Source organism: Frateuria sp. Soil773, from assembly GCF_001428405.1.
GTDB lineage: Bacteria > Pseudomonadota > Gammaproteobacteria > Xanthomonadales > Rhodanobacteraceae > LMSL01.
In genome coordinates this window covers 35,762-55,323 of record NZ_LMSL01000008.1, presented here as the reverse complement: position 1 = coordinate 55,323, position 19,562 = coordinate 35,762, and the positions used below count along the sequence as shown (strand labels likewise).

The window sequence follows — 19,562 nt, the reverse complement described above, 5'->3', positions numbered from 1 at the left end:
GAAAGAAAAGGCAGGTGCCGGGCGGCATGGCTCCGATACTGCGGGCCCCCGCAATGCAGGCGGACGAAGGGACTCGGCCGCCCGGAACGGTGTCTCAGGGCACGGCCGGCGCGCCGTCCACGGTGTCGAGGAACTTCGGCGGCTGCCAGGCCCTGGCGTGCCGTTCGAAGCCGTAGGCGATCGAAATCAGCGTCGGTTCGCTCCACTTCGCGCCGAACAGCACGATACCCACGGGCAGCCCGTGGGCGAAGCCGGCGGGTACCGTGATCGAGGGATAGCCGGCCACCGCGGCTGCCTGGGAGGCGCCGCCGACGGTGGGGTCGCCGCTGACCACGTGGTCGCCCAGCACCGGGTCGGTGACGAAGGCCGGCCCCCACGACGGCGCCAGCAGCGCATCCAGGCGCTGCGCCTTCAGCGCCGCGTCGATGCCTTCCGGCCCGGACAGGCGCTTGGCCTTGGCGAGCGCGTCGAGGTAGGCCTTGTCGGTCAGCGGCCCCTTCGCCTGCGCCTGCTCGAACAGTTCCTGCCCGAACCAGGGCATTTCCTCGGCGGCATGGGCCCGGTTGAAGGCGATCAGGTCGGCCAGATTCTTCGCCTTCGTTTTCGGCCGCGTGGCGAGGTAGCCGGCGATGTCGTGCTTGAACTCGTACAGCAGCACGGTCATCTCGGCCTCGCCGAGCTCGTTCAGGTGGGGCACCTTGACCGGGTCGACGATGACCGCGCCCCGGGCCTTCATCAGCGCGATGGACTGTTCGAGGATGCGGTCGGCATTCGGCTCGGCGCCGGCGAGCTGGCGCACCACGCCGATGCGCTTGCCCTTGAGGCCGTCCGGGTCGAGGAAGCGGGTGTAGTCGGTGGCGTGGCGGTCGGCCTCGGCGGTGGCCGGGTCGCGCGGGTCGCTGCCGGCGATCGCGCCGAGCACGGCGGCGGCGTCGGCCACGCTGCGCGCCATCGGGCCGGCGGTGTCCTGGCTGTGGCTGATCGGCACGATGCCGCTGCGGCTGACCAGGCCCAGCGTGGGCTTGATCCCGACCAGGCCGTTCATCGCCGCCGGGCAGAGGATCGAGCCGTCGGTCTCGCTGCCGATCGCCACGGTGGCCAGGCCGGCGGCCACCGCAGCGCCCGAGCCGGCGCTGGAGCCGCAAGGGTTGCGGTCGAGCACGTACGGGTTGCGGGTCTGCCCGCCGCGGCCGCTCCAGCCGCTGCTGGCGTGGCTGGAGCGGAAATTGGCCCATTCGCTGAGGTTGGTCTTGCCGAGGATCAGCGCGCCGGCCTTGCGCAGCCGCTCGACCAGCCCGGCATCGCGCGGCGCCGGCGCGTCGGCCAGCGCCAGCGAGCCGGCGGTGGTCAGCATGCGGTCGCCGGTGTCGATGTTGTCCTTCAGCAGCACCGGGATGCCGTACAGCGGGCCACGCGACCTGGCGCCGGCCCGTTTCGCGTCGAGCGCAGCGGCCAGCGACGCCGCCTCGGGGTTCACCTCGATCACGGCGTGGAGGGACGGTCCGGCCCGGTCGATCCGCGCGATCCGCTCGATGAACTGCCGGGCCAGCGCCTGGCTGGTCAGCGTGCCGGCGTCCATGCGCTGCTGCAGCTCGGCGATCGAGGCGTAGGCCAGGGAGGGCGGCGCCTCGGCGGCGACGGCCGCCTGGCCGAGCAGGGCGGTGCAGGCGGCGAGGGCGGACAGACGGTTCACGGCGGTCTCCTGCGGCGGCTTGCGACAAGTTGTCGCGACGGGGCAGCTTATCCGCAACGGCTGCCGTGCGGCAGGATGGCGGCGCCTATAATCGGGCGATGACCATTCCAGCCAGATCGTTCCGTGCCCGGTGGCTCGCCGCGATGGCGCTGCTGGCCTGCGCGGCGCTGCCCGCCATGGGCGCGCGGGCCGCCGAATCCGCGCCCGCGGTGCCCGATACCCTGCAGCAGCGCATCGCCAGTTGCACCGCCTGCCACGGCGCGCGCGGCGAGGGCACGCCGGAGAGCGGCTTCTTCCCGCGGCTGGCAGGCAAGCCGGCGGGCTACCTGGCGCGGCAGTTGCTGGATTTCCAGCAGGGGCTGCGCAAGTACGCGCCGATGGAATACACGGTGCGCGGCCTGAGCCCGGCCTATCTGCGCGAGATCGCCGAGTACTTCGCGGCGCAGCAGGTGCCCTATGCGCGCTCGCCGATGCCGCGGGTGTCGGACGCCGTCCTGCGGCGCGGCGAGGAACTGGTGACCAAGGGCGACCCGGCGCGGAAGGTGCCGGCCTGCGCCGCCTGCCACGGCAGCCAGCTCACCGGCGTGCAGCCGGACATCCCCGGCCTGGTCGGCCTGCCGTACGACTACCTCAGCTCGCAGTTGGGCTCGTGGCGCACGAAGACGCGCGCCACGGTGGCGCCGGACTGCATGGCCGAGGTGGCCGGCCGGCTGGACGCCTCGGACATCACCGCGGTCGCCGCCTGGCTGGCCGGCCAGGAGCCGCCGGCCGACGTGCATGCGCAGCCGGCCGGCTCGGTGAACCCGCCGCTGGCGTGCGGGGTGCTCGGCGTACGGGAGAGTGCCCGATGAAATGGCTGCTTCGCCTGTCGATGCTCGCCGTGCTGGCGGCCGTGGCGCTCGGCGCATGGCTGGCCTTCGGCAACCGGGGCGGCCGGCCGACGCCGCGTGCGGACAGCGCGGTGGCGCCCGCCACCCTGCGCGATCCCGCCCTGATCGCCCGGGGCGAATACCTCGCCACGCTGGGCGACTGCGCCACCTGCCACACCGCGCAGGGCGGCGCGCGCTATGCCGGCGGTCGCATGACGCCCACGCCGTTCGGCGACATTCCCGCGCCCAACCTCACGCCGGACCGCGAGACAGGCCTGGGCGAATGGAGCTTCGAGGATTTCTGGCGCGCGCTGCATCACGGCCAGGGCCGCGACGGCCGGCCGCTGTACCCGGCCTTCCCGTACACCTCGTTCACCAAGGTCGGCCGCGACGACGCACTGGCGATGTTCGCCTACCTGCAGTCGCTGGCTCCGGTGCGCCAGTCCGCCCCGTCTCCCAGCGTGGGCTTTCCGTACAACCTGCGCGCCAGCCTGAACGCGTGGCGGGCGCTGTACTTCGCCGCGGGCGAGTACAAGCCGGACCCGGCCCGCTCCGCGCAGTGGAACCGCGGCGCCTACCTGGTGCAGGGCCTGGGCCACTGCAACGAATGCCACGTCGCGCGCGATTCGCTCGGCGGCCTGCCGCGGAACACGCAGCTTTCCGGCGGGCAGATCCCGGTGCAGAACTGGTACGCCCCCGACCTCAGCACGCAGGCCAACGGCGGCCTGGAAGGCTGGAGCGAGCAGGACATCGTCGACCTGCTGAAGACCGGCCTGTCGGCCAAGGGCAGCGCCTTCGGCCCGATGGCCGAGGTGGTGGCGCAGAGCACCCAGCACATGAGCGACGAGGACCTGCGTGCGGTGGCGGGCTACCTGCAGTCGCTGCCGGCCCGCCCGGCGGTGCCGGCGAAGGACCTGGCCGGCGGCAAGGCGCAGGCCGCGCAGGGCGGCAAGCTCTACGAGCAGCGCTGCGCCGCCTGCCACGGCAAGGACGGCAAGGGCGTCGCCGGCGTCTATCCGCCGCTGGACGGCAATTCCTCGGTGAACGAACCGACCGGCATCAACGCGATCCGCGTGGTGCTGCTGGGCGGCTTCCCGCCGGTGACCGCCGGCAACCCGCGGCCGTACTCGATGCCGCCGTTCGCGCAGCAGCTCAACGACGCCGACGTGGCCGCGGTGGTCAGCTACGTGCGCCAGGCCTGGTCCAACAAGGCGGCGCCGGTGCTGGAGCGCGACGTGGCGACGTACCGGCATACGCCGGTGGATTGAGCGTGGCGGCGTGCCGGCGCGGGCGCGCGGGAATCCCGCCGTCAGCCGTCGCGCAGCAGCCCGGCCAGCGTTCGCCAGGGGGCGAGGTCCCAGCGGCCGCGCGCCTGCCCGGAAGGCGAGGGCAGCACGAACAGCTTCGTGTGGCCGATGCGTTCGGCCTGGAGGCCGTAGTCCACCGCGCGCCCCAGCGCGGCGCGGGCCGCCGCCTTGCTGGTGAAGGCCAACAGGCGGGGTTGCGAGGCTTCGATCTTGGCGTGCAGCGCGGCGACGTCGAAGGCGCCGGGCGGCAGTTCGTCGTCGTTGCCGCTGTGGCGCTTGGCCAGGTCGGTGAGGCCGATGCCCAGGGCGGCCAACTGCGGGAACTCCGCCGGCGCGAACAGGCGCGGCGTCAGCCCGGTTTCGTGCAGCGCGCGCCAGAAATGGTTTCCCGGATGCGCGTAGTAGGCGCCCTCGGCGGCCGAGCGCTTGCCGGCCGCGGTGCCGCAGAACACCAGCGCGAGGCCGGGCTGCAGCAGGTCGGGCAGGATGTGGGACTGGGCTGGAGAGGGCATCGGGCGCGGGAGGCAGGGAAGCGGGCCGGCGCGCGGGCGCCGTGCGGCTGGCGCCATGTTACGCGAGGCATGCCGCGGCTTGCCCACGCCATGTCCACGCACCGGCCGGCATCCTGTGCGGCATGGCCGATCGATTCGCCGTCTCGTGGTCGCACGACGTCTGGCTGCGGCTCGGCGTCGCCGTGCTGGTGGCCCTGGTCCTGGCGCTGCTGCTGCGCGCGCTGGCGTACGGCGTGCTCCGGCGCCTGGCGAGGCGCCGCCCGTTCGCCGCCGACCTGCTGAAGCGGACCAGTGCGCCGATGGAGTGGCTGATCCCGCTGCTCATGCTCGCCGTCGCGCTGCGCGTCATGCCCGGGGCGGATGCCTTGCCGGCGGCGGTGCTGCTGCGGCACCTGCTGCTGGTCGCGCTGCTGGCTGCGGCGACGTGGCTGGCGATCCGCTGCGTGGGCGCGCTGGAGCGCGTCGCCATGCGGCACTACCCGATGGACGTGGCCGACAACCTGCTGGCGCGCCGGGTGCTGACCCAGGTGCGCGTGCTCGGCCGCACGGCGGACATCCTGCTGGCGACGATCGGCGTCGCGGCGATCCTGCTCACGATCCCGGGCGTGCGCCAGTTGGGCGCCAGCCTGCTCGCCTCCGCCGGGGTGGCCGGGCTGGCGCTGGGCCTGGCTGCGCGGCCGGTGCTGAGCAACCTGATCGCCGGCCTGCAGATCGCCATGACCCAGCCGATCCGGCTGGACGACGTGGTCATCATCGAGAACGAATGGGGCCGCGTCGAGGAGATCACCGGCAGCTACGTGGTGGTGCGCATCTGGGACGAGCGCCGGCTGGTGGTGCCGCTGAACTGGTTCATCGAGCATCCGTTCCAGAACTGGACCCGCCGCACCGCCCGGCTGATCGGCACGGTGTTCCTGTGGCTGGACTACCGCACCCCGCTGGCGCCGCTGCGCGAGGAACTGGCGCGGCTGTGCCGGGAGGCGCCGGAGTGGGACGGACGGGTGTGCGTGCTGCAGGTGACCGACGCGAACGAGCGTGCGATGCAACTGCGCGCGCTGGTCAGCTCGGCCGATTCCGGGCGCAACTGGGACCTGCGCTGCCGCGTGCGCGAGGGGCTGTTGGCCTTCGTCCAGGCCCGCTACCCCGAAGCCCTGCCGCGCTGGCGCGGCGAATTCCCCCGGGCGCCGTCCGGTGGGGCCGGCGGGCCGGGCCCCGCCGCGTACGGGCCGCCGGCGCCGTAGCGCGACCCGGCGGCCGGCCGGGCGCCCGGCATCCCCCGCGGCTGTGCGCCACGGCATCGACAGTCCGCTCGCGCAGCCGCTATAAAGGCTGCCAGCTTTCGGAGTCCGCGGTGAGTGAAGAAATCCTGATCAACGTGACCCCGCGCGAGACCCGCGTCGGGGTGGTGGAGAACGGCATGCTGCAGGAGGTGCATGTCGAGCGGGCCTCCCGCCGCGGCTATGTCGGCAACGTCTACAAGGGCCGCGTGCAGCGGGTGATGCCGGGCATGCAGGCGGTGTTCGTGGAGATCGGGCTGGAGCGCGCGGCGTTCCTGCACGCCTCGGACATCCTGCGCCCGCCGCTGCCCGACGCGGTCGAGCCGGCGGCGAACGGCAACGGCCACACGCCCTCGATCAGCGAGCTGGTGCACGAAGGCCAGGAAATCGTGGTGCAGGTGGTGAAGGACCCGATCGGCACGAAGGGCGCGCGGCTTTCCACCCACCTGTCGATCCCGTCGCGCTACCTGGTGCTGCTGCCGCACGCGAAGACGCTGGGCATTTCCGCGCGCATCGAGGACGAGGCCGAGCGCACGCGGCTGAAGGAAGTGCTGACCCCGCTGATCGGCGAGAACCCGCTGGGCTACATCGTGCGCACCAATGCCGAGGGACAGACCGCCGAGTCGCTGGCGTTCGACGTCACCTACCTGGGCAAGGTGTGGCGCGTGGTGCAGGAGAACATCGCCAAGGCCAGGGTCGGCGACCGCGTCTACGAGGAGCTGTCGCTGCCGCTGCGCAGCCTGCGCGACATGCTCAACGAAGACATCGAGAAGGTGCGCGTGGATTCGCGCGAGACCTTCGAGAAGGTGGTCAAGTTCGTGCACAAGTTCATGCCCAGCCTGGACGACCGCGTCGAGCACTACGGCGGCGAGCGGCCGATCTTCGACCTCTACGGCGTGGAGGACGAGATCCAGCGCGCGCTGAAGAAGGAAGTGCCGCTGAAGTCCGGCGGCTACCTGATCGTGGACCAGACCGAGGCGATGACCACGATCGACGTCAACACAGGCGGCTACCTGGGCACGCGCAACCTGGAGGAAACCGTCTACCGCACCAACCTGGAGGCGGCGCAGGCGGCCTCGCGGCAGTTGCGCCTGCGCAACCTGGGCGGGATCGTCATCATCGACTTCATCGACATGGTCGACGAAGAGCACCGGCGCCAGGTGATCCGCATGCTGGAGAAGGGGCTGGCGCGCGACCACGCCAAGACCACCGTCTACCCGATGTCGGCGCTGGGCTTGGTCGAGATGACCCGCAAGCGCACCACCGAAAGCCTGGCCCGCCAGTTGTGCGAGCCGTGCCCGGCCTGCGCCGGCCGCGGCGCGATCAAGACCGCCGAGACGGTGACCTACGAGATCTTCCGCGAGATCACCCGCGCGGTGCGCCAGTTCAACGCCGAGAAGCTGCTGGTGATGGCCAGCCCGCAGGTGGTCGGGCGGATCCTGGAGGAGGAATCCGCGGCGGTGGCCGAATTGGAAGAGTTCATCTCCAAAAGCATACGATTCCAGGCCGAAGAGCATTATTCGCAGGAACAGTTCGATGTCGTTCTGCTGTAAGCCGGGCGACCCGGGTTACCGACAGTGATCCCGCCGTGGCAACAATGCCTGCACCGCCTTGCGCGCGGGTGCGGCTGGGTCGCGGGCGTGGCGGTGATCGCGCTGGCGGTGCTGATGGCGCTGGCGCAGGTGCTGTTGCCGCTGCTGGCGCGCCACCCGCATTGGGTCGCCGCCCAGCTCAGCGAGCGGCTTCAGCGGCCGGTGAGCTTCGCCTCGCTGGAAGGGCGCTGGCAGCCGTCCGGCCCGCTGTTCGTGCTGCACGACGTGAGCATCGGCGACGGCAAGGGCGGCCAGGCGCTGCACGTGCCCGAGTCCGAGCTCAAGCTCGACTTCGGCGGCTGGCTGCTGCCGTCGCGGCATCTGCTCAACCTGCACGTGCGCGGCCTGCAACTGGATCTCGGGCACGCCGCCGATGGTAGCTGGCACGTCAACGGCGTCCGCGTGGCCGGGGGCGACGGCGCGGACAGCGCGTCGCTGGGCTCGCTGTCGCTCGAACTGTGGCTCAGCGACCTGCGCCTGGACATCGCCGATGCGGTGGCCGGCAAGCACTACGGCCTGGTCGCCGACCAGTTGCGGCTGAGCCGGCATGCCGGCACGGTCCGCGTGGGCCTGCGGCTGCGCCGCGAAGGCATCGCCGGCAACTGGCGCGGCGCCGGCAGCTTCCGCGAGGACGGCAGCGCCGGGCGGCTTTGGCTGGCCGGCGACGGCCCCGACCTGCATGCCTTGCTGGGCGATGTGGCGATGGACGGCTATACGGCCGAACGCGGCGGTGGCAGCCTCGCCGTGTGGCTGGACTGGAAACGGTCGCGGATCGTCCGCGGCACGGTGCGCGCCGACCTGGCCGACCTCGTGCTGGGCACGCCTTCGGGCAAGGTGCAGGTGCCGGCGCTGCATGCCGTAGCGGCGATGGCGCAGCGCGCGGACGGCTACGACCTGCGCCTGGCCGGCGACGACGGCAGCGTGCTGGCGGCCGTCCTGCGCCGGTCCGACGAAGGCGTCGACCGCCTCGACCTCGACACCCGCCGGCTGCGGCTGGGGCCGCTGCTGCCGTGGCTGGCCCTGAAGCCGGGCCTGCCGGCGGGACTGGCCCGATGGCTGGGGGGCGGGCATCCGCGCGGCGTGCTGGAGCACGCCAGGGTGCACTGGAGCCGCGCGCACGGGCTCGAAGCGGTGGATGCGTCGTTCGACGGCCTCGGCATCGACCCGGTCGGCAAGCTGCCGGGCGTGGGCAGCCTGCACGGCGAACTGCGCGGCGACGCCGGCGCGCTCGCGCTGGCCCTGCCCGCGCAGGCCAGCGTGCTGCGCTTCCCGCACACCTTCCGCAAGCCGTTCGCGATGTCGAAGCTGGCCGGCGACGTGGTGGCCTGGCCCGCCGACGGCGCCTGGCACATCGGCACCGATGCCTTCGACTTCGCCGGCGAGGACTTCGCCGGGCAGGTGCGCGGCGAGGTGGCCCTGCCGGACGGCGGCGGCCGGCCCTTCCTCGACCTGTACGCGCGCCTCGACCATGCCGACGTGCAGGCGGCCAAGCTGTTCTGGCCGCTGGGCTCGATGTCGCCGGCGGCGATCGAATGGCTGGACCGCGCCCTGGTGGCGGGTACGGTGGACCAGGGCGACGTACTGGTGCGCGGCAGCCTGGCGGACTGGCCGTTCCGCCACAACGAGGGCCGGTTCGAGGCGCGGGCCGCCATGAGCGGGCTCACCCTCGACTACGGCAAGGGCTGGCCGCGCGCCGAAGGCGTCGCGGCGGTGGCCAGCTTCGTCAACAACGGCATGCTGGTCGAGGCCAGCGGCGGGCAGGCCCTGGGCGTGGCGGTGGACAAGGCGGTGGCGCTGATCCCCGACTTCGCCGACTCCACCCTGGACCTCAACGTGCAGGGCAACGGCAGCGGCGCCAGCCTGATGGGGTTCGTGCGCAAGAGCCCGATCGCCGCGCGCCAGGCCGACGCCCTGTCCAAGCTGAGCCTGGGTGGCAGCGGCACGTTCGATTTCCACCTGTCCCTGCCGCTGAAGGACGTCGAGGCGCTGACCCTGCAGGGCAGTGCGCAACTGCGCGACGCCGACCTCAGCGCGCCGGACTGGAAGCTCAGGCTGGACAAGCTCGCCGGCCCGCTGCAGTTCGACGCGAAGGGCCTGCACGCGGGGCCGCTGGACGCCGGGTTCCGCGGCCAGCCGTCCAGGCTGGACCTGAAGATCGCCACCGCCACCGGCCAGCCGGATACCGTGCTGTCGGCCCGCCTCGACGGCAACTACAGCTTTGCCGAACTGCTGCAGGACCTGCCGTCGCTGGGCTGGCTCGGCGACGCGGCGCAGGGCCGCAGCGCGTTCGCCATCGGCTTCGACATCGCGCACGCCGGCGGCAGCCAGGCGCTGACCCAGACCCTGAGCGTGGATTCGTCCCTGGAAGGCATCGCCCTCGACTTCCCGACGCCGCTGAAGAAGGCCGCGCCGGTTCCGCTGCCGCTGCACCTGAGCCTGCCGCTGCCGGTCGAGGGCAGCGACCTGCAGATCGCGCTGGGCCCGGTGTTGCGGGGCCGCTTCCGCCTGCCGGCGAACGACGCGCAACCGCTCGCCGGCACCCTGGCCTTCGGCAGCGTGATGCCGGAAACCCTGCCCGACAAGGGACTGCGCATCCGCGGCCATGCCGCCCGCATGGACATGAGCGGCTGGGTACAGCGCACCGTGGCCGGCAGCGGCGAGGGCGGGGTCGGGCTGGAGAGCATCGAGGTCGGCGCCGACCAGGCCGAGCTGTTCGGCAAGAACTTCGGCAGCATGCACGTGCGGGCCAGGCCGCAGGCCGACGCGCTGGGCATCGACGTGGAAAGCGCGACCTTGACCGGGCACTTCGACGTGCCGACGCAGGACCTGCGCAAGCGCGGCGTCACCGCACGGTTGCAGCAGTTGTACATGCCCAAGGAGAACACGCCGTCGGCATCGTCCGCCGGCAAGGCGACGGCTGCGGCGCCGCAAGCCGCAGGCAGCGCGCAGGCCACGGCCGGCGCCGCCGTGCCGGCGCCCAATCCCGCCGCGACCGGCATCGATCCGGCCAGCCTGCCGCCGTTCCACCTGTGGATCGGCGACCTGCGGCTGGGCGAGGCGAAGCTCGGCGAGGCGCGGCTGGAGACCTGGCCGACCGCCAAGGGCATGCACATCGACCAGTTGCGCGCGCTGTCCAAGCAGGTGCAGATCAACGCCGGCGGCGACTGGAACGGCACGGCGCAGGACAGCCATACCCGCCTGCGCATCGACTTCGCCGCGGAGAACCTCGGCAGCATGCTCAACGCGCTCGGTTTCGAAGGATTGTTCGAAGGCGGCAAGACCCGCGCCGAACTGGACGCCAGTTGGCCCGGCGCGCCCTCGACGCTGGCGCTGGCGAACATGGACGGCAAGCTCGGCATCCAGGTCAGCAACGGCCGCATTCCCGACGTGGGGCCGGGCGTCGGGCGGCTGTTCGGGCTGATCTCGGTGGCCGAGCTGCCGCGCCGGCTCACGCTCGACTTCGGCGACGTGTTCGGCAAGGGGCTGGGTTTCGACTCGATCACCGGCGACTTCCGCCTGGCCGACGGCAATGCGACCACCGACAACCTGAAGATCGCCGGCCCGGCGGCCGAGATCAGCATCAAGGGCCGCACCGGCCTGCGCGCGAAGGACTACGACCAGCAGGTGCAGGTGGTGCCGCACGTGGGCAACAGCCTGCCGGTGGTCGGCGCCGTGGTGGCGGGGCCGGTGGGCGCGGCCGCCGGCCTGGCCGTGCAGGGGCTGCTCGGGCACGGCCTGAACAAGGCCGCCGGCGCGCGCTACCGCATCACCGGCTCGTGGGACAAGCCGGTGATCACTCTGGTGGAAAAGCATGCGGCCGCCACGCCGGCCGCGGTGCCCGCGCCGGCGTCCAGCGCCGCCAGCCGCTGATTCACGCCGCCGGGCCGGCCGGCGGCTTGCCGCTGCGGAACGGGAACAACTGCTGCTTCACGAAGCCGTCGGGCATGTAGTCGCCGACCACGCCGTAGCGCTCGGGAAACCGCTTCGTCGACTTCACCGCGGTGCCGAACAGGTAATCGAGGAAGGCGTAGTGGGCGGCGTAGTTCCTGTCGATCGCCTCGTCGTCGGAGGCGTGGTGCCAGTGGTGGAAATCCGGCGTCACCACCAGGTACTTCAGCGGCCCCCACGGCAGGTGCACGTTGGCGTGGTTGAACACCGCCTGGAAGCCGACGATGAGGATGTAGCCGTTCATCACCGCCTCGCTGAAGCCGAGGACGTACAGCGGCGCGAGCACGCACACGCGCGTGGCGATCAGCTCCAGCATGTGCTGGCGCGAACCGGCCAGCCAGTCCATCGTCTTCACGCTGTGGTGCACCGCATGGAAGCGCCACAGGAACGGTACCTCGTGGTAGGCGCGGTGCGTCCAGTACTGCGCCAGGTCGGCCACCAGCACGCACAGCAGCAACTGCGGCAGGAACGGGATGTGCTGCACGGCCTGCTGGAAATCGCTGCCGACCATCCAGCCGAGCAGGTGATGCAGCAGGAAGTTCACCGTGAGCAGGGCGAGGCCGACGATGAAGTGGTTCACCGCGAAATGCTTCAGGTCGGTCTGCCATTCCCTGCGGAACAGCGTCTGCCCCTTGTACAGCGGGAACAGCTTCTCGATCACCACGAAGACCAGGGTGGAGCCGAGCAGGTCGAGGATGAACCAGTCCAGCCCGATGTACGGCGTATGGTCGGGAAAGCTGCCCACCGGCACCCGCGAGCCGCCCAGCGCGGTCGCCGCCAGCACGAAGGCGAACGCGACGATGTTCAGGTTGCGCATGCGCCCGAGGATCAGGTTGCCCAGCGCGATGCCGCCGGAAACCAGCAGCGCCACCAGCAGCAACTGGCGCAGCACGTCCACCGAATACTTGTGGCGCAGGTCCGGCGTGGTCAGGTACTGCGGGAAGTGGAACGCCAGCACCGCCAGCAGGCCAAGGAAGCCCAGCGACAACGCCACCACGCTGCTGACCTTGCCCAGCCCCGGGCGCAGCTCGCCGTCGCGCCGCAGCAGCGCGCGGGTCTCCTCCACCGGCGCCTTCACGGCGCGGTCGAGCACCTGACTGGCCAGCTTGCGTTTGGACGGTTCGTTCATCGTGTTCCTTCACGGCGTTTCGGGCGGTGGCGGCATGGTAATCGCAAGCCGGGGCCGGCGCCTCCGGTTCGGCTCGTCACCTTTGGACAGCCATCATCGTCGGCTCGTCGCCTTTGGCTCGTCATCCCAGCGGAAGCTGGGATCCAGCGCCTTCGGTCCATCGGACGCAAGGACGCTGGATGACCGGCCTTTCGGCTGTTGAAAAGCGCCTCCTGCCTGTGCAGGAACGACGGACTCGAAGCGGGCCGTCATGGTCTTCTTTAAAGCTGCCGCGCGCGGCCCCATGTGGGATAGTTCCGAACCGATCGTCGATGGTTGAACGCCTATGGATTCCCTGATCGCGCAAGCCGAGCGCAAGCTGCTGACCCCGGGCGGCCTCGCCACCGGCGACCTGGAGCGCGTGTTCGCCCAGCTGATGGGGCCGTCGATCGACGCCGCCGACCTGTACTTCCAGCATTCGCGCAGCGAGTCGTGGCTGCTGGAGGAGGGCATCGTCAAGGACGGCAGCCATTCGATCGAGCAGGGCGTGGGTGTGCGCGCGATCTCCGGCGAGAAGACCGGCTTCGCCTATTCCGACGAGATCGTGCTGCCGCAACTGCTGGACGCGTCGAAGGCCGCGCGCGCGATCGCCCAGGGCGGCAACGGCGCCGGCAAGCCGCTGGCGCTGAACGGCGCGCGGGCGCTGTATCCGGCGATCGACCCGGTCGAGAGCCTGCCCAACCCGGACAAGATCGCGCTGCTGCGCGAGGTCGACGCCTATGCGCGCTCGCGCGACCCGCGCGTGAAGCAGGTGATCGTCAGCCTCGCCGCGACCATGGACACCGTGCTGGTCGCCGGCTCCGACGGCACCCTGGCCGCCGACGTGCGCCCGCTGGTGCGCCTCAACGTGCAGGTGATCGCCGAGGCGAACGGCCGTCGCGAGCAGGGCCACGCCGGCGGCGGCGGCCGCTACGGCTACCGCGAGCTGATCGAGAACGGCCGCGCGCTGGCCTTCGCCGACGAGGCAGTGCGCGCCGCCCTGGTCAACCTCGACGCGATCGACGCGCCGGCCGGCAGCATGACCGTGGTGCTCGGCCCCGGCTGGCCCGGCGTGCTGCTGCACGAGGCGATCGGCCACGGCCTTGAGGGCGATTTCAACCGCAAGGGCAGCTCCGCCTTCGCCGGCCGCCTGGGCCAGCGCGTGGCCGCCAAGGGCGTCACCGTGGTCGACGACGGCACCCTGCCGGGCCGGCGCGGCTCGCTCAGCATCGACGACGAAGGCACGCCGACCGAGTGCACCACGCTGATCGAGGACGGCATCCTCACCGGCTACATGCAGGACAAGCTCAACGCCCGCCTGATGGGCATGAAGCCCACCGGCAACGGCCGCCGCGAATCGTTCACCCAACTGCCGATGCCGCGCATGACCAACACCTACATGCTGGCCGGCTCGCACGACCCGCAGGAGATCCTGCGCTCGGTGAAGAAGGGCCTGTACGCGCCGAACTTCGGCGGCGGCCAGGTCGACATCACCAACGGCAAGTTCGTGTTCTCCGCCAGCGAGGCCTACCTGATCGAGGACGGCCGGATCACCGCGCCGGTCAAGGGCGCGACCCTGATCGGCGCCGGCCCCGAGGTGCTCAACCGCGTCTCGATGATCGGCAACGACCTGGCCCTGGACGAAGGCGTGGGCGTGTGCGGCAAGGACGGCCAGAGCGTGCCGGTCGGCGTCGGCCAGCCGACCCTGAAGATCGACGGGATGACGGTGGGCGGCACCGCGTCCTGAGTCCCGGTGCGGAGTCCTGGCACTTGGAGTCCCTGCGCTTGGAGTCCCTGCGCTTGCGGAGCATCCGGGACCACGCGAGGCACCGGATGCCCGCCCTGGCGAATCCGCACACCCGCCCCTCGAGCCCACACCCCGTCATTCCGGCGAAAGCCGGAAGCGCTTTTCAACAGCCGAAGGGCTGGTCATCCAGCGCCTTTGGCTTTCGAGCGCGAAGGCGCGAACCCCCGCCACCCATCGGCCGAGGCAAGAACCCTTCGACTTCGCTGCGCTACGCTCAGGGCGAACGGGGGGCGGCAGGGTTTTTTGGCGGGATTTAATGGGGTCTGGCGGGATCTAACGGGATTCGTTTGGCATCGATCGGATCGAGCGGGCGAATCCCCGGTGCCGGCAGCAAGGATGGATTTTCAGGCTTCGGCGTCGCCGCCCGCCGGCAGGTCCTTCAACACCTGGAAGATTTCCCGGTATGCCTTCGGCGGCTTGTTCGGCGCGTCCTTCTCGATGCGCGCCTGGCGGATCAGCGAGCGCAGGTGCTGGCGGTCGATGTCCGGGTGCCGGTCGAGCAGGTCGGACAGGGCGGCGTCGCCGTCGTCGCCGAGCAGGCGTTCGCGCAGCGCCTCGAGGCGATGCATCGCCGCGGTTTCCTGGCGCTGCTTCTCGCGGTTCTCGCCGAGTTCGGCGCGTGCCGCGGCGAAGTCCGCCTCGTCGTAGCGGCGCATCACCTTGGCGAGGAAGGCGAGCTGGCGCTTGCGCGCAATGTGCGAGGTGATGCGGCGCACGTTGACGATTTCGTCGCGCACGTCGTCGGGCAGCTCGATCCTGGCGAGCTTGCTCGGCGGCAGCTCGACCAACTGGTTGGCCAACGCGAGCACTTCCAGCGCCTCGCGGCGCTGCTGGGTGCGGCTGGGGCCGTACTCTTCGGTGTCGAGTTCGGTCTGGTTGCGGCTGCGGCTCGGGCTCACGGATTTCGTTCCAGGATGGGCAAGGGGCGGGTCAGGCGTCGTCGCCGGCCGGTTCGGCCTGCTCCAGCGCGAAGCGGGGGATCGGCTCGCCCTCCAGCTCCACCGTTTCGGCGAACATGGCGGCCGGGCGCACCCACAGGCCGCCTTCGCCGTACAGTGCTCGGTAGACGACCAGTTCCTCCATCGTCTCGCTGTGGCGCGCGGTGCCCAGCACGCGGTAGCGCTGGCCCTTGTAGTGCCGGTAGATGCCGGTGGCTGTGGACATGCGGGCCTCCGCCGCTGACGCTTTGCAATCGGCCGCGGCGACCCTATGTCGTCATGGTCGTGGCGGGTTCGGACCGCCTATTCTACCCGCACTTTCCAGGATGCCCCCGTGAGCGCACCAGTCATCGCCGCCGACCGCCGCCAGCCCGACACCAGCCAGCAGGAACTCGACCGCCTGGCCGAACTGGCCGAAGACGTGATCCGCCACGCCCGCGCCGCCGGCGCCAGCCAGGCCGAGGTGGCGGCGAGCATCGACACCGGCCTGAGCGTGAACGTGCGCCTGGGCGAAGTGGAGACGGTGGAGCACACCCGCGACCGCGGCTTCGGCGTCACCGTGTATTTCGGCGGGCGCAAGGGCTCGGCCAGCACCGCCGACCTCAATCCGGATTCGATCCGGATCACGCTGGAGCAGGCCTGCGCGATCGCGCGCTTCACCGAGGAAGACCCCGCGGCCGGCCTGGCCGACGCGGCGCGGATGGCCACCGCCTTTCCCGACCTGGACCTGTGGCATCCCTGGGACATCGACACGGCACAGGCGATCGCGCTGGGGCAGGAGATCGAGGCGGCCGGGCGCGCGCATGCCGGCATCGGCAACTCCGACGGCGCCTCGGTGCAGGCAGGTCAGAGCCTGTCGGTGTACGCGAACTCGCACGGCTTCGTGGGGCGCGAGCGCGGCACCCGGCATTCGCTGTCGCTGTCGCTGATCGCCGGCGACGCGGACGGCATGCAGCGCGACTACTGGTACGACAGCGTACGCGCACCGGGCGATTTCATCGGCGCCCGCGCGCTCGGCGACAAGGCGGCGCAGCGCACGCTGGCACGCGTGGGCGCGCGCGGGCTGTCGACCCGGCAATGCCCGGTGCTGTTCGCGCCGGAGCTGGCGCGCGGGCTGATCGGACACCTGGTCGGCGCGGTCAGCGGCGGCACGCTGTACCGCCGCGCCAGCTTCCTGCTCGACCATGCGGGGCGGCAGATCATGCCGTCGTGGCTGAACATCGTGGAGCGGCCGCTGCTGCCGCGGGGCCAAGGCTCGGGCGCGTTCGACGCCGAGGGCGTGGCCACGCGCGACAGCGCGCTGGTCGAGAACGGCGTGCTGGCGCGCTACGTGCTCGGCAGCTATTCGGCGCGCAAGCTCGGGCTGGAATCCACCGGCAACGCCGGCGGCATCCACAACCTGCTGGTCGAGCCGGGCCAGGACGACTTCGCCGGCATGCTGAAGCGGATGGGCACCGGCCTGCTGGTCACCGAGGTGATGGGGCAGGGCGTCAACACGATCACCGGCGACTACTCGCGCGGCGCCGCCGGCTTCTGGGTCGAGAACGGGCAGATCGCCTACCCGGTGGAGGAGATCACCATCGCGGCGAACCTGCGCGACATGTTCGCCGGCATCGTGGCGGTCGGCAGCGACGTCGATCCGCGCTCGCACATCCTCACCGGCTCGATCCTGCTGGAGCGGATGACGGTGGCCGGCGAGTAGCCCGGAAGCCATCTCGGCAAAACCCCGCGCGAGTTGCTAGCATCGCGGCGACCACCGGCAGGGGGCCGGCGTCCACACTTGATGGAGGAGATGCGCATGAGCGTTCCACCCGAGTCCGTTCCGCCGCCGCCCGGCGACCAGCCGCCACCGCCGCCCGGCGAGCCGCCGGCCAGTGCCGATCCCTCAGGCCCCTCCGGCATGGCGCCGTCGCACGAGGAGCGCCAGTGGGCCCTGTTCGCCCACCTGGCCGCCCTGCTGGGCGGCCTGGTCACCGGCAGTTTCCTCGGCCTGGGCTGTTTCCTCGGGCCCCTGATCATCTGGCTGGTGAAGAAGGACACGATGCCCTTCGTCAACGACCAGGCCAAGGAGGCGCTCAACTTCAACATCACCGTGGCGATCGGGGCGCTGGTCTGCGGCGTGCTGATGTTCGTGCTGATCGGCTTCGTGCTGCTGCCGCTGCTGGGCATCTACTGGCTGGTGTTCATCATCATCGCCTCGATCAAGGCCAACGAGGGCGAGCGCTACCGCTATCCGTTCACGCTGCGGCTGATTCCGTAGGAGCGCGATCGTGCCGGCAGGGGCGGCCATCGCGCCGCTCCTGCCGGATGGGCCTCAGGCATGCAGCCGGAGGCGCAGCTTGCGCAGCAATTGCGCGAGTTCGGCCTGCTCGGCGGCGCTCAGGCCGGAGACGGCCTGGGCGGCCTGTTCGAAACGCACGCCGATCGCCTGGTCGACCAGGGCGATGCCCTGGGCCGTGAGCGACGCCGCCAGCGCGCGGCGATCGCCGGCCTCCGGGGTGCGCACGATCAGCCCGCGCGCCTCCAGGCGGTTCAGGCAGGCGGTCATGGCGCCCGAGGTGAGCAGCACCGACTTCCTGAGCGCGGTCGGGGTCAGCCGATAGGGCGATCCCGAGCGCCTGAGCGTGGCGAGTACGTCCAGCTCGGTGTAACTGATGCCGCCCCCGCGCAGGCGTTCGCTGATGTCGGTTTCCAGCAGGCGGCCCAGGTGCAGGATGCGGCCGACCACGGCCATGGCCGTGGCGTCGAGGTCCGGCCGCTCGCGGCGCCAGTCCTGCAGCAGCAGGTCGACGACATCCTGCTCGGAGGGGGCGGGGTCGTTCGCGGGCATCGTGGGCATGCGGTGATTATACCTACGTAAAGTATCTTGACATAAAGATATTTGGGTGGAAGCATCCGATCGTTCACCCCGCGGAGTGCCGCTCATGCGATCGATCATCCAGGCGATGTTCCGGCGGCGCGCGCTGCCGCTGCTGTTGCTGTTCCTCGCGGCGCCGGCTTTCGCCGCCGCTTCGCACAGGCCGGGCGACATCGTCGTCGAACGGGGCACGGTCCGATCCGAGACGGGGGCCGTCGTGCCTTACGAGATCGGCACGCTGTACGTGCCCGAAAACCGGCATCGGCCCGGCAGCCGCCTCATCGGCGTCGGCTTCGCCCGCATCCGGGCGGCGCATCCCACCGGCGCGCCGCCGGTGTTCTGGCTGCCGGGCGGCCCCGGGCTGAGCGTGCTCGGGGCATTCAGCGACGGCGACGAAGCCTCCACGAGCCGGCTGCGCTCGTGGCTGACCTACGGCGCGGTGGGCGACCTGGTGGTGATCGAACAGCGCGGCTATACGCGCCGCGGCGAGATGCTCACCGCGCCGAGCGCGGCCGCGCCGCTGGACCGGCCCGCCTCGGTGCATGCCGAGGCCGAGGCGATGCGCGCGCAGGCCAGGGCCGCCGTCGCGGCGAACCCCGGCAAGGACCTGTCCGGCTACGACATCGGCGAGTTCGCCGCCGACGTCGACGACCTGCGCAAGGCGCTCGGCTACGACAGGATCAGCCTGTTCGGCGGAAGCTTCGGCTCGCAGTGGAGCCTGGCGGTGATGCGGCTGCATCCCGAGATCGTCGCGCGCGCCGTGCTGTCGGGCGTGGAGCCGCTGAACGAAGGCTACGACATGCCGTCGCACGTGTTCGCCGCGTTGCAGCGCATCGCCTTCGACGCCGACCGCGATCCGGGCCTGAAACCCTACCTGCCGCCGGGCGGCCTGATGGAGGCGGTGCGCGCCCTGCATCGGCGCTTCGCCGGCGAGCCGGTGCGCGTGCAGGTCAGCGATGCCTCCGGGAAGGCGACCACCGTGGTGCTGGGGGCGGAGGATTTCCAGCTCGCGCTGCTCTCGCATACGCAGGAGGGCGAGCAGTGGCCGGCCTTCATCCTGTCGCTCTATCACCGGCACTACGACGACTGGGCGCGCGAGGTCATCGCCGGCCGCCAGGCGGGCACCACCAAGCTGATCGGCCCCCTGGCGGACAGCAGCCTCGGCGTCACCGCCGCGCGCGAGCACCAGCTTCGCACCGATCCGGCGGTGGAACTGCTCGGCACCTGGAATTTCGAGGCGAACATCGCCTCGGCGCCGGACTGGCCCACCCGCGACATGGGTGATGCGGTGAGGTTGCCGGTCGTAAGCCCGATCCCGGTGGTGTTCGTGCACGGCGACTGGGACACCTCCACGCCGGTGGAGAACACCCTGGGACTGCTGCCGTTTTTCCCGAACGGCCACGCGATCCTGGTGCACCGGGCCGGCCACGACGGCACGTTCTACCAATTGCGCGAAAACCCGGCGGCGAAGGCGGCGGTCTACGCGTTCCTGCGCACGGGCAAGCTGGAGAACCTGCCTACGGAAGAGACGCTGCCGATGCCCCGGTTCCAGCGGCCGGCCTTCGCGCCGCCGGCGGGCCGTTCCGAAGGCGGGTGAGGGCGTCGCCGCCTTGCCTGT

General features: G+C 71.3%; 15 protein-coding genes. 9 read left to right on the top strand and 6 right to left on the bottom strand.

Annotated elements, in window-relative coordinates:
- Window positions 1-94: 94 nt before the first annotated feature.
- Window positions 95-1,684, bottom strand: coding sequence for an amidase (locus ASG87_RS04830; RefSeq protein WP_326937881.1), 1,590 nt, complete (start codon window positions 1,682-1,684; stop codon window positions 95-97).
- Window positions 1,685-1,836: 152 nt separating this feature from the next.
- Between ASG87_RS04830 and ASG87_RS04825 the strand changes: the two genes are divergently transcribed.
- Both ASG87_RS04825 and ASG87_RS04820 read left to right on the top strand, forming a co-directional pair.
- On the top strand, window positions 1,837-2,544 hold the full coding sequence (locus tag ASG87_RS04825) for a c-type cytochrome (protein WP_235499567.1): 708 nt from the start codon (window positions 1,837-1,839) through the stop codon (window positions 2,542-2,544).
- Window positions 2,541-3,830: a cytochrome c gene (locus tag ASG87_RS04820; RefSeq protein WP_056001639.1), complete on the top strand. Its 1,290-nt coding sequence runs from the start codon at window positions 2,541-2,543 to the stop codon at window positions 3,828-3,830. The genes ASG87_RS04825 and ASG87_RS04820 overlap by 4 nt, the downstream gene beginning before the upstream one ends.
- Before the next feature lie 41 nt (window positions 3,831-3,871).
- On the opposite strand, the gene ASG87_RS04815 is transcribed toward ASG87_RS04820, so the two are convergent.
- Window positions 3,872-4,381, bottom strand: coding sequence for a mismatch-specific DNA-glycosylase (locus tag ASG87_RS04815; protein ID WP_056001636.1), 510 nt, complete (start codon window positions 4,379-4,381; stop codon window positions 3,872-3,874).
- 122 nt (window positions 4,382-4,503) lie between these two features.
- Between ASG87_RS04815 and ASG87_RS04810 the strand changes: the two genes are divergently transcribed.
- The 3 genes from ASG87_RS04810 to ASG87_RS04800 all read left to right on the top strand — a co-directional run bounded on the left by ASG87_RS04810 (window position 4,504) and on the right by ASG87_RS04800 (window position 11,117).
- Entirely contained in the window at window positions 4,504-5,619 is a 1,116-nt protein-coding gene (locus ASG87_RS04810; RefSeq protein WP_082582754.1) for a mechanosensitive ion channel domain-containing protein, read from the top strand.
- A 110-nt stretch (window positions 5,620-5,729) separates the two neighbouring features.
- Complete coding sequence (rng, locus tag ASG87_RS04805; RefSeq protein WP_056001633.1) at window positions 5,730-7,208, top strand: ribonuclease G; 1,479 nt, start codon at window positions 5,730-5,732, stop codon at window positions 7,206-7,208.
- A gap of 24 nt (window positions 7,209-7,232) precedes the next feature.
- Window positions 7,233-11,117 carry a YhdP family protein gene (locus ASG87_RS04800; protein WP_082582753.1) on the top strand — a complete coding sequence of 1,295 codons (3,885 nt, stop codon included), beginning with the start codon at window positions 7,233-7,235 and terminating at the stop codon, window positions 11,115-11,117.
- Window position 11,118: 1 nt separating this feature from the next.
- Here the strand turns inward: ASG87_RS04800 and ASG87_RS04795 are convergent, their stop codons facing one another.
- Window positions 11,119-12,324 carry a sterol desaturase family protein gene (locus ASG87_RS04795; protein ID WP_056001630.1) on the bottom strand — a complete coding sequence of 402 codons (1,206 nt, stop codon included), beginning with the start codon at window positions 12,322-12,324 and terminating at the stop codon, window positions 11,119-11,121.
- 325 nt (window positions 12,325-12,649) lie between these two features.
- Between ASG87_RS04795 and tldD the strand changes: the two genes are divergently transcribed.
- Window positions 12,650-14,089, top strand: coding sequence for a metalloprotease TldD (tldD, locus tag ASG87_RS04790; protein ID WP_056001627.1), 1,440 nt, complete (start codon window positions 12,650-12,652; stop codon window positions 14,087-14,089).
- A gap of 404 nt (window positions 14,090-14,493) precedes the next feature.
- Here the strand turns inward: tldD and yjgA are convergent, their stop codons facing one another.
- Together yjgA and ASG87_RS04780 are read right to left on the bottom strand one after the other, a co-directional pair.
- Window positions 14,494-15,048 (bottom strand): ribosome biogenesis factor YjgA, encoded by a 555-nt coding sequence (gene yjgA / locus ASG87_RS04785; RefSeq protein WP_056001624.1) that lies wholly within the window; start codon window positions 15,046-15,048, stop codon window positions 14,494-14,496.
- Window positions 15,049-15,079: 31 nt separating this feature from the next.
- Window positions 15,080-15,313, bottom strand: coding sequence for a DUF1653 domain-containing protein (locus ASG87_RS04780; protein WP_056001621.1), 234 nt, complete (start codon window positions 15,311-15,313; stop codon window positions 15,080-15,082).
- Window positions 15,314-15,421: 108 nt separating this feature from the next.
- Between ASG87_RS04780 and pmbA the strand changes: the two genes are divergently transcribed.
- Window positions 15,422-16,789, top strand: a complete 1,368-nt coding sequence (pmbA, locus tag ASG87_RS04775; RefSeq protein ID WP_235499564.1) for a metalloprotease PmbA — start codon at window positions 15,422-15,424, stop codon at window positions 16,787-16,789.
- A gap of 198 nt (window positions 16,790-16,987) precedes the next feature.
- Window positions 16,988-17,347 (top strand): DUF4870 domain-containing protein, encoded by a 360-nt coding sequence (locus ASG87_RS04770; RefSeq protein WP_200948992.1) that lies wholly within the window; start codon window positions 16,988-16,990, stop codon window positions 17,345-17,347.
- A 54-nt stretch (window positions 17,348-17,401) separates the two neighbouring features.
- On the opposite strand, the gene ASG87_RS04765 is transcribed toward ASG87_RS04770, so the two are convergent.
- Window positions 17,402-17,926 (bottom strand): MarR family transcriptional regulator, encoded by a 525-nt coding sequence (locus tag ASG87_RS04765; RefSeq protein WP_056001618.1) that lies wholly within the window; start codon window positions 17,924-17,926, stop codon window positions 17,402-17,404.
- Between the two features lie 85 nt (window positions 17,927-18,011).
- Here ASG87_RS04765 and ASG87_RS04760 point away from each other — a divergent pair, with 85 nt between their 5' ends.
- A complete protein-coding gene (locus ASG87_RS04760; protein WP_056001615.1) occupies window positions 18,012-19,541 on the top strand; it encodes an alpha/beta fold hydrolase in 1,530 nt (509 codons plus the stop codon).
- Window positions 19,542-19,562 lie beyond the last annotated feature (21 nt).